Raw genomic sequence first — 10,621 nt, 5'->3', positions numbered from 1 at the left:
ATCTACTGAATATGCTTTCATTGGTGTATTTTTTTTATCTATTCTTATTGTACCTCATAACACCCGGAAGTGCTGTAGATGATTTTCCCTATCTCACCCAACAGGATATTTGGCCTTGTTTGAGTTTCGCGGCTAAACGGTAATTGGATCGAGAGCGTTATAGTTAAGTGAATAAGATACATAGGGTAAAAATATGACAGTTTACGATCTAACTATTGCTAAAATTAGCCAACTGCCGGAGTCACTTGTTCAAGAGGTGAATGATTTTATAGACTTTTTGCTCCTCAAATACAACAGTGAAGTGCCACAGCTTACTGAATCAGACTTTTCTGACTATTTAAAGAATTTAGAAGCCTACGAAGAAAAGTTAGCCCGTGGAGAGATTCAATGGTAGGAGCTTCATCAGTAAATCCCACATATACAAGAGGAGATGTCGTGTTATGCGATTTGAATCCGGTAGTTGGTACAGAGCAAGCTGGTATAAGACCTGTTGTCATCTTACAGATCGATCGTGCTAATGCCGTAAGTCCTCATACTATTATGGCACCGTTTACTACAAAGATTCGTCGCGCTCTTTTACATTAAGAAAGGGGGCTCTATGTGATTTTTATTTATTAAAATGTTGGGCTTGCTGGATCAATGGGTAATAAAAAAGTCTCCTCGAGGTGCGCTCTTGTTGTGGGACTAAGATTACGACTGCTATTCAGACAATCAACTAATAACTTATTAGCATCATAATACTGCCGTAATTGACTTTTATATTCTTCGGTGAAATGCCAATTATGGCCGATATTGCGATATTTAATTGTTACCCTTTTTACTTGCTCATACCACTTATAAAAATCATTTTCAAACCAATTATTGAATTTTTCCAATTTTTCTTTTTCTTCGTTGGCTTTCTTTTTCTCTTCTTGGTTTTTTTGATTATCAGGTATTTCATCATCAGATATTTGATCACTAGGTATTTCAGGTATCTCATCTTTGAGCTGTTCGAGCTTTTGCTGGAGATCCGGCTTAAGTTTAAGGACATCATCAAGGCTACAAAAACGGATATCTTTAGGTTTACCAGCATAAACCACAAAAAAATCAACTACACTATCGATATCCAGAGCATTATTACTTCCAAAATGAACAGTTTGCTCCAGAGCATAAGCGCACTTAAAAAGATGGGGCATACGCTCTCGCATAGTGTTAGAAAAGCGGTCTACTTCATGAGCAAAATACAAACTCCGAACAGTAGCTAGTTTGAAGGAAACTTGGTCTTGATTCTTGACTGACAAAGATTTTTCATTTAACCATGTGAAAAAGTGTTGCATTTTTTCATCTTTAGTTATAATTCGATCAACTTGTTCTTTCATTAACCGCATTAATTCATCAGCAGACGGTAATATTTCCGCCGTTAATAAAAACACTTCTCGCCAGCGCTGTTCATTAATGTGTACCACTAATTTTTCTAAACACTGTGGTTCTAAACTATTAGCAAATCTCCAAGCGGTAAAATACTCCTGAAATGTGAGATGAGAAAAAGAGTAAATTCCTCTTGCGCGTTCTACAAGTAGCCCATCTTGCTCTGCAATAGACTTCAGCACTGCTTCACTATCTAACTGTACTTGCACCGGAGCGTTTTTTTCATCAGTTAATTTAGTAAGACCGTCGGCGATGATTTTCTCTATTATATCTCGCTCAAAAAGTTTAATTTCATCGCCTAGCTCAAATGTAATGGCTGCTACGTGACTCAGCATTTGTTTTTTGTTCCGCACAGGCAACTTTCGATAAATTTCATCCCGTTTAATGTTCTTGGCTTCATCCCATCGGAAAAGCAGAATGTCTAATCCTTCTTCATAAAGCTTAGCTGGGGTAGAAGGAAAATTAGTTTTCTCTTGGAAAACTAAGCAGGCTAGATTGAGCAAGATAGGTGTGCCTGCTAGTTCTAGAATTGATTGATGTTCTGAAAGATACAATTTTTTAATAAACTCAGCAGCTTGGCTTAAACCCTGGTCTATAGAGTTCTTGGCAACTGCTACAAACCATTTTTTAGCGAATGCTTGTATTTGCTCACTCTTAAAATCTGCAACTTCGACCTCAGTAAATTTTAAACTAAATCGCCGATTGGCAAGCTGAGTAGCAATCCTACAAGTTATAACAAATTTATTTCTAAAATAGTGTTGGGAAAAATAAGAGATTTCTGTCAAAACTGCATCAGCATTTTCTGGCTCTACCTCATCTAAACCATCAAGCAAAATAAAAACTCTGCCGTTAAAAAGCAAGGTATTAATCTGTTCTTCCCAAACATCACAATTTAACAATTCGTCGATGATGTAGTTGAGAAGGCTAAAATTACATTTATCCCGCGCAATCATAGCAAAATATTTCAGTTCTATAAAAATCGGTATAAGTTGAGATTGGAACCTACCTTGGTTGCATTGAATTGCTAAATGATTCAAAAAAGTGGTTTTACCTGACCCTTGTTTTCCCAGTACCATTAACTTCAAGTTATTTGCTGCTACCTCTATGCCCGGTACTCGTTCTTGTTGTGATATACCTAAATCAAGACGGTCAGACTTATCTATCGCTGAATTTAAAGCTCGAAAATCAGAAATAGTTTTCCGACTATTGCTAGGAAGCTTTTCCAGAACTTTGACCTCAATGTAAATATTATCTATTTCAACTGGCCATTCAACATCTAAGATGCGTAATTGTCCGCACTGATCTTTAATCTTAGCAGTGTGATAGGGATGCGATCGCACCCTTTGCACCAAGACATCCGGGTGATCCTCTGAAGCATCTTCAACCGAACCAAGTTTCCATTCTCGATCGACACTGGTGCTTGGGTTTGCGATCTTCGGTTCCTCACCACCTACCCAAGTCTCATCATCATAGACTGATGGCTGCGATTCGTTAATCCCTTGAGAATTACCAGCACCTATCAACTCAGGCATTGACTGGGCAAACAGAGCAATTAACCCTGGTAGTTTGCGTTCTCTTTCATCTTGAAACTGAAAGTCCTTATAAAGCTGTCTTAAATTCTGCTGTACTGCACCTTCGCTCCCATCACAAATGTCAAGGGCAATTTTTGCCTTACTCTCACCCGCTAACACTCTCAGGAGTACCTGCTTGCGCTTGGGAGGTAGTTTATCGAAAATCTTTCTGACAGTTTTGGCATCCATATTAGGCGTTTCTCATAAAAATGAGATTTGTCTCACTACCAATATATGAGATTCCTAGCTGTCATGCTTAAAAAGTCAAGCCACAGAGGAAACTTTGATTATGACAAGTCTCAATAATCGACACTCACCCACATTCCCCATTCAACTAGAACTACCTGTAATGCCTCAGAAAATAGATCCACTCAAACAAATAGAAGAAGCAATGCAAGGAATACTAGACCTAACATGGAAAACTGTGCTACTTCACATATCACCACGCAGCGCTAAAGAACTGATGCGACAGCACGGTAAACTGATTGCTCTCAATGATGGCGAAGCCCGGATTAAAGTTTCCTCAACACCAGTTTTGCTAATGGCAATTCAAAAACTTCCCGATGTTGAATCAGCCTTCAGAAAAGCTTTTGACACAACAGTCAAAATCCGTCTCGAAGTGTAAGTGATATAGTTTCCGGTGACAGCGTATTATTCAATGCTTTGCCCGCGTGCGGTGCGTGACAGTCAATAGTCCCACCGCCACTCCTTCAAAGTTTTCCCGTTGTCACGCACCCTACGACTGATATCTTGCACAGAGTACGATCGCCCTCAATCAATCAATTCCGCTTCTTCAAAAATCTGTCTAGTCGTCAACTCCAAACCAGGCAGCAACTCATCCAAAATTACTGTATTATCCGTATAAACTTGACTCGAACCATCGGTCAAAAAACTTCTAATTAAAATAGCCTCTGGATCTATCGCCCAAACTCGCGGAACTCCCGCCGCCAAATAATCTTTCGCCTTCTCTCCAAATTCCTTCATACTTTGATCCGGCGATATAATCTCAATCACCAGTTCAGGAATTGCGGGACAAGCTTCATTTCGGCGCCAACTTTTCGGCAGACGTTCATAAGAAATGTACGTTAAATCGGGAACAGGTACCCAATCTTTATCCTGACGTTTTAACAAAATTGCCCATTCTGGAAGCACTCGCCCGCGTCCTTTACACCATACACGAATCAGGCGACACAAAGTAAACTGTAAAGTCGAATGAAAATATTTGGGAGACACTTTGGGGACTGCTTCACCATCTACAAACTCACAATATACATCTGGGTCGGGCAAAGCTAGAAATTCTGCTAAAGTGAGTTTGGTTCCGATGCCTACCATGACTCCCAGCCCTCTCGCTAATTAACTCCTATCATGTCCGATCGCTCACCCATAATACATTGGCCGGGGCGGGTTTGTGAGATTGTCCGTTAGGGGCAAATATTATTGGCTCACGGGCCCCTACAGGAATCAGGGTAATCGACCGGACATGATATCAAATATCAATTATACAAAATTTCCCAACATTCCTAGAAATACGATCGCCCTTCTCCCTCTATGCCAAAATTGGAACAGGCATCCCGCCTGTGAATTTCTGTGAATTTCTGCGCCTCAAAAATCAAAATCCCAATTCCCCAAAAACAATAGCGGGGCAGGCCATCCAGCCCGCCCCGCATTCTCCAAAAGCCCCAAAACCATTCACTTCAACCAGGCAGGATGAGCCATCAAAGCTGCAAACGGCTGCACTCCTCGCAACTGATTTGACAGCGGCAAATGCCCTCTCGGCGCGCTCAAATCCCAGATAAACTCTTGCGGATACCGCGTCCAATTATTCCCCTTTTTCCAGCCAATTAGCGGCCACAACTTATCCCAATTCTTCCCCGAACCTAGCCAAATTTCCCGCTGCACCGAAAAGCCAAATTTGCCTTCGGAATGAACTTTCCACAGCGTATTAATTGTTTGCAAATCCGTTACGGGCAAACTCTCAACTTGGGTAAAATACAGCCACTTTCTCACAGAAGCTGTATCACCAGCTAATTCACAAAGCTTGTCTAAAGTCAAGCGATCGGCTTCTTGAAATTCCTGTAACGCCAATAATTGTTGCAGCGGAGTGTAATCAATGTTAGAGTCCGATCGCAGCGGCACAACCCCAGTTGGAAAATTCGCTTGCAAAAACTCCGCCGCTCTCGGAGAATTAGCAGTGTAAAGAATTTGGTAAGCCTTACCCATTACCGCAGTCGGTGCCTCTGACTTGCGCTCTAATAAAAATTCCATCAATACATCCCAACCGGAATCTGCTATTTGTTGTTGCAGCAGTTGCAGTTGAGCTTTTTCCGAACCCGACCTCAACTGAGAGCGGAGTTCGGCTGTATCGGCCGCCGAGTCTAGAGGAGAAGTAGAAATCGAGTCAGTCATGAGAAACTATCAGCTATCAGCTATCAGCTATCAGCGATTAGCTGAAGCCCTGGTTTTCCCCCATTGTACAATGGTACTGACTCCGATTCACTTCTCTGTACTCGGATGCCACAGCGCAACACCACTTGGTTTAGCCGATCGCCCGCACACTTTTCGCCAATGGCAGCAATCGCAAATAAGTCTACCATCTGAAATTTACGATCGATGCCATGTCAAAGAGTTTTTCCTGAACCTAGTCGTCCACGATCGAAACCCATGCAGGGAAGGAAGGCGGAAAAAAGTTTATGTCATATTCCGAGTCTTCCCACTCTTTGACCCAAAGCGGCACGGCGCCGGGGCTAGGAGTTGCAGAAAAGGTGCGTTCTTTGACTTCGATCGAGTGAAATAGCTGTTTTAAAGTATCTCCCCGATCCAAAGCTTCGCTGAGGATGTCGTCCAACTCAGGATCGACGCGTTTGACACGGTTTTTGTCCTCCTCCAGCCACAGAAGTTTCAAAGACTTCAGATCCCTCGGACTGAGGATGCTCTTGTAGTACACGCGCTTAAGGGTCGCTACGGGCTCCAATGAGCGTTCGATCCGGCGAATTTGCTGAACTCGCAGGTAGTGCCATTCCGCTAAACGCTTGCTTTCCGAAGGCGGGAGAGTACCCTTGCCCGCTGCGTGTTTGTAGTCGTATTTAATCAAACTGCAAGCCATATTGGCTAGCAGGTGAATCAACTGTTTTTCTTTGGGTGTTGCCTGACGCCGTTCCTGGGTTCTTGTCAATACGCGCTGTCTGCGGGTAGTTTCGAGAGTATTTTCCATTGGGTTTTTACGAGATGAAATACGATTGTGCCAGATCCAAATCCCGAACATCAGAAGGTAAGGAAGTTGATAGGCGGGGAAACTCCACCGACAGACTCGCCTTACCTGTTTATTTTCCCATTCACCGTTCTCTGAAACTGACCCCCTCCGGGATTAGGTAGACTGATATTGGGATCTAGTTTCAACCGCCTCGATTAAAGGCCGTTGCGACAACAAACACCACCACAACTACAACCACAACCACAACCGCACTCCGGGGGAACCACACAAGAGCGCCAATTATTTCCTAGCCTTTACCGGTTTTTACCTCTTCTTGCTCCCCATCCTCATTCGTTCCAGTGTAGTTAAAGTCGGGACGACTCTCCCAAGCCGTCAAACTCCTGGCTGATGAAGGTTGTGGAGCGAGCGCCGAAGCGCTGGCGCTGCCTGCCTGGAAAAAGCCGAAGCCAGCCGAGGCAATTACCCCTAATACTAAGATGCTGTTTTTCATGTTCGATGACCCTGATTTGCGTAGATTGGCACTTCTTGGCTAACCCGATATATCAGAAATGGGTTGATGCAATAACCCACTTGTCTTCTGATAAATCTGCCTGCCATAATCAATTCAGACAGGCACACCCGCTTGCGATCGGAAACGCCGGAAGTGACGTGTTACTAACGTCCACGATCATCCACCAACCTGATTTTTTTGGGTAGTGGAGCGAAAGCCATCAGGGCGTCGATCCATCAGGGAGTTATGCCATCAGGGTGCTAATCCATCGGGTAGTTAAGCCATCAGGGCGCATCTTCTACAATTAGCCACCAACTTAACTTTTATAGTTGAGTGAGTGGTTAGCCTGGTACTGACAAAGCCTTTAAGAATTAAACTTTTTGTGGATGCATCCTGAAAAGTTTGTTCTTAGGAATCCCCGAACGCGAAAGCTCGGGGAAAGTCAGCAGCATGGAATTCCATGCAATCTAAGTCAACTAAAAAAACGCAGATTAACGATATCTCCCACTCAAGCAGTCCTCAGCCAAACGCTGGGGTTTTTTATTGGCAGCCATTGCGAGCGCCTTTTTCTCCGGCATTCGGCAGGCGGATCTGAAGACAGAAGGTTGACGGCGCTGTGGTTATGAGTTTCCCTGCCAACATCATACCACCGGGTGAAATTTAAAGTATTATTGTAAAAAAATGTGAAAAAAAGGGCGTTTTAGCGTTTTGTCACTCGATCGAGTGAAAATTCATTTAATTATGTGAACGAGTGTAAAAAATCAAGTGGCGGAGTACAATTGGGCCGATCGTAGGATTTGGGGGGAACGCTTGCAAAGATACGGTAAAGATTGATAAGGAGAAAGCTGAGCTAGTAGACAATAGAGAAAGAGGAACAAAAGTTTCCCACCATAGTAAGCGGGCAATAACTCCAATTCGGAACCTTTCGATCGCACAGCAGAGGGGCGTAAAATCTTGATGAATTCCCAGATGACAGCAGAAGTCCACTCAACGTACCAATATCAAGTCGGAGGATATTTGCCTGCCGGTGCGCCCACCTATGTCCGGCGATCGGCCGACAGCGAACTCTACGCAGGACTCAAAGCCGGAGACTTCTGTTACGTGCTGAGTGCGCCGCAAATGGGAAAATCCAGCCTGCTAGTGCAAACGGCCAAAAGGTTGCACGCCGAAGGTACAGTTTTTGCAGCCATCAACTTGAGAAGCATCAGCAGCCCAGATATCTCCCCCCAAAAGTGGTATGGCGGAATCATGTACCGCATGGCAAGCAGTTTACACATCACAAACAGGTTTGATGCCATCAAGTGGTGGAACGATCGCGAACTGCTGTCGCCTGTGCAGCGATTGGAGATATTTATCGAAAAAGTTTTGCTCAAGTCACTTCAGCAAAATCTGGTAATTTTCCTAGATGACATTGAAAGCATCAGCAGCCTAAATTTCAGTACCAGCGATTTTTTTGCTTTGATCCGGGCTTGTTACTCCAAGCGGGCAGAGCAACCGGAATACGATCGCCTGACTTTTGCTGTTATGGGAGTAGCAGCCCCCTCAGAATTGATCCGAGATCCAAGATGCAACCCTTTTAATATTGGACGGCAGATTCATTTAAGTCGATTCCAACTGCACGAAAGTTTGCCGCTAGCAAAAGGATTAGCCCTGAAAGCTTTTCGCCCCCAAAAAGTGCTCCAAGAAATATTAGCTTGGACGGGTGGCCAACCGTTTCTAACTCAAAAACTTTGCCAATTGGTACTTGAGTACGGGCCTTTTATTGGCAGAAATTCCGAAGCTCAGCAGGTTGAAAAACTGGTCAAACACAGAATTATTAAAAATTGGGAAGAAGAAGACGAACCCCAACATTTGACCGCCATACGCGATCGCATTTTCCATAACCACTGCGACCTCACGCGGCTGTTAACGCTGTACCAGCAAGCTTTGCAACCGCCCCAGGCAACAAAATCCGGGGAATCGCAGGGAGTACCAGCAGATTACTCTCCCGAAAAAATCGAATTGCAACTGTCAGGACTGGTTGTGAAATCTCACGGTAAATTAATAGTTGCTAACCTAATTTATCAGTCAGTTTTTAATCAATTTTGGGTGGAAAAAGAGCTGGGGAAATTGGCTCCGTACCGCTCCGCGCTAGCAGCATGGCTGGCTTCAGACCGCGAAGATGAATCGCTGTTATTGACAGAGGAAAGTTTGCAGTCAGCTTTGGATTGGGCTGCGGACAAACAATTAAGCCAAGAACACTATTGGTTCTTGAATCGCGATCGAACTGTTCGGGAAAAACCGACAGTTGTTGTGGCACAAGTTGCAGACAGCAGCGTAGACACAGAAGCAGACAGCAGCATCCTCACCCCGCCCTCAGACAGTGTTCCAATTGGCAGCAACGAACAGAGATTGTACGATCACATCGTCTCCTGCGTGGAAACAGAATCCCCCGCACAGGTGATCGAGCGGTTCCGAAAGCTATTTATCGACGGCATGGGCTATCCCGATCGAGAGATTGAAGCAAGTTTGTACAGTATAGTCTCCGTCAAGCGATCTGATCAGGACTTTAAATATCTCCTTCACCGCTGCTGCTACATCCCGATCAACCGCTGGCAATTGAATTCCCAAAACCAATTCGCGATTGCCAAGTTGGTAGCTTTATTTAAGCAGACTTCTCCCCGATTCGGGATGGAATTTTACATAGTCAAGCGCTTGCAAGAACAAATAAAATTATTTACGAAAAGTGACGAATTCCAGACCATAGAGCGCTTAGTAAAAGCCTTAGATAGAGAGGCGGAACAGCAGAAACAAGATACAGATTCTCCTTTGGGCGAATTGATCTGTCGGTATCCTTATTTGTACGGCTATTCTCTACTGAGCAAGGACAGCATTGAGGAAGACCAACAAACCATCCAAAAACTGGCATTTCAAAGACAGAGACAATTTGAAACACATTTGTCTAAATATTTGAATTATATGGTTGAGCCGAGAAATACAGAAATAGGAATTGTGCAGCGGGCGGCTAATCCCACACTTTTGAACGATGCAGAACTGCACTTAGCGGTGAGGGAATTTGCCGGAAAAGTAGCAGGCGATCGCAGCTACAAAGAAGCGGCTCAATTTTTCCTGAGAGATTCCCGACAAACTCCTTCTTACGCTTCATTTAAAGTGGATTTATATGAATATTTAATATCGTCGATCGAACCAGAATACGGGGGGCGTCAATTTAATGACCGTTTGTACAAACAAATCAAAAATACATTGCGAGAAAATGACTCGGTGAAATTCAATAATCCATTGTTAGTTCGTACTTGCCACCAGTTGTTCAACTTCTTAGTAGTAGAAAATTCCCAACATCCCAGCCACTACGTTTTTTACGATTTAGTGTACAACCTCGGCGCCAGCAGGACAATGGGTTTACTGCTGAAACTTGTACTGCTTTCGGGCAAAGTCAAACCAGAGTTGGAAAAGCGATTTTCTATTTTGTTTAATCACTATGAAGGTAAAGCTTCTAATGAAATTATGTGGTTTGTCAAATCCTTGGAAAATTTTAATGTGGCTTTGGTTATGAATTTTGGTAAGACGGATTTGTCTTTGGTTAAACAGCAGCTTATTTTGACTTGAGAATAACAAAATCGTTCGGAGAGGGTTATATAACAATACAGTTCAGTTAAACTCGATCCCCCCTAGCCCCCCTTAAAAAGGGGGGGACAAGAAATTACTCAAAGTCAACCCCTACTCCCCTTCTTAAGGGGGATTTAGGGGGATCTCCGAGGAATAAATAGTTTTAACCCAAGCGTATTGGGTTATATAATAGTAGTGAACAAACCTGACGGTCAACTGAGTACAGTTAGACGGCAGGCTTCTTTTTCCTTTTTTTCAAAGGCTTTTTATAGTGAGGTAGTTCCACCCCCACTTGCTAATATATTATCAGAGTATTTCCCGATCATCTTGGGGTAT

The 10,621-nt window shown here is 43.5% G+C and carries 10 protein-coding genes; 4 read left to right on the top strand and 6 right to left on the bottom strand.

The genetic code is table 11. The features are described 5' to 3' along the window. Positions 1 to 193: 193 nt before the first annotated feature. Together QUB04_RS16360 and QUB04_RS16355 are read left to right on the top strand one after the other, a co-directional pair. A complete protein-coding gene (locus QUB04_RS16360; protein WP_333285854.1) occupies positions 194 to 394 on the top strand; it encodes a DUF2281 domain-containing protein in 201 nt (66 codons plus the stop codon). Further along, positions 388 to 585, top strand: coding sequence for a type II toxin-antitoxin system PemK/MazF family toxin (locus tag QUB04_RS16355; protein WP_333285852.1), 198 nt, complete (start codon positions 388 to 390; stop codon positions 583 to 585). The genes QUB04_RS16360 and QUB04_RS16355 overlap by 7 nt, the downstream gene beginning before the upstream one ends. 29 nt (positions 586 to 614) lie before the next feature. Here QUB04_RS16355 and QUB04_RS16350 read toward each other — a convergent pair whose 3' ends face one another. Then, the gene (locus QUB04_RS16350) at positions 615 to 3,167 is read right to left on the bottom strand and encodes an NACHT domain-containing NTPase (protein ID WP_333285850.1); all 2,553 of its coding nucleotides are present in this window, start codon (positions 3,165 to 3,167) and stop codon (positions 615 to 617) included. A gap of 100 nt (positions 3,168 to 3,267) precedes the next feature. Here QUB04_RS16350 and QUB04_RS16345 point away from each other — a divergent pair, with 100 nt between their 5' ends. Then, positions 3,268 to 3,603, top strand: coding sequence for a hypothetical protein (locus QUB04_RS16345; protein WP_333285848.1), 336 nt, complete (start codon positions 3,268 to 3,270; stop codon positions 3,601 to 3,603). A 146-nt stretch (positions 3,604 to 3,749) separates the two neighbouring features. On the opposite strand, the gene QUB04_RS16340 is transcribed toward QUB04_RS16345, so the two are convergent. The 5 genes from QUB04_RS16340 to QUB04_RS16320 all read right to left on the bottom strand — a co-directional run bounded on the left by QUB04_RS16340 (position 3,750) and on the right by QUB04_RS16320 (position 6,679). Further along, positions 3,750 to 4,310, bottom strand: coding sequence for a Uma2 family endonuclease (locus QUB04_RS16340; RefSeq protein ID WP_333285846.1), 561 nt, complete (start codon positions 4,308 to 4,310; stop codon positions 3,750 to 3,752). Between the two features lie 357 nt (positions 4,311 to 4,667). Beyond that, positions 4,668 to 5,384, bottom strand: a complete 717-nt coding sequence (locus tag QUB04_RS16335; protein WP_333285844.1) for a GUN4 N-terminal ARM-like repeat domain-containing protein — start codon at positions 5,382 to 5,384, stop codon at positions 4,668 to 4,670. A 23-nt stretch (positions 5,385 to 5,407) separates the two neighbouring features. Continuing rightward, positions 5,408 to 5,572 carry a hypothetical protein gene (locus tag QUB04_RS16330; protein ID WP_333285842.1) on the bottom strand — a complete coding sequence of 55 codons (165 nt, stop codon included), beginning with the start codon at positions 5,570 to 5,572 and terminating at the stop codon, positions 5,408 to 5,410. Positions 5,573 to 5,616: 44 nt separating this feature from the next. Beyond that, positions 5,617 to 6,189: a hypothetical protein gene (locus QUB04_RS16325; RefSeq protein WP_333144787.1), complete on the bottom strand. Its 573-nt coding sequence runs from the start codon at positions 6,187 to 6,189 to the stop codon at positions 5,617 to 5,619. A 286-nt stretch (positions 6,190 to 6,475) separates the two neighbouring features. Further along, entirely contained in the window at positions 6,476 to 6,679 is a 204-nt protein-coding gene (locus QUB04_RS16320; RefSeq protein WP_333147810.1) for a hypothetical protein, read from the bottom strand. A gap of 969 nt (positions 6,680 to 7,648) precedes the next feature. Here QUB04_RS16320 and QUB04_RS16315 point away from each other — a divergent pair. Further along, positions 7,649 to 10,285 carry an AAA-like domain-containing protein gene (locus QUB04_RS16315; protein WP_333285840.1) on the top strand — a complete coding sequence of 879 codons (2,637 nt, stop codon included), beginning with the start codon at positions 7,649 to 7,651 and terminating at the stop codon, positions 10,283 to 10,285. Positions 10,286 to 10,621: the final 336 nt, after the last annotated feature.

The sequence above is a fragment of the Microcoleus sp. D2_18a_B4 genome (assembly GCF_036702475.1).
In the GTDB taxonomy this organism is placed as follows: Bacteria; Cyanobacteriota; Cyanobacteriia; order Cyanobacteriales; family Microcoleaceae; genus Microcoleus.
Note: the sequence above shows the minus strand (reverse complement) of the source record. Positions and strands in the feature narration are given on the sequence as shown.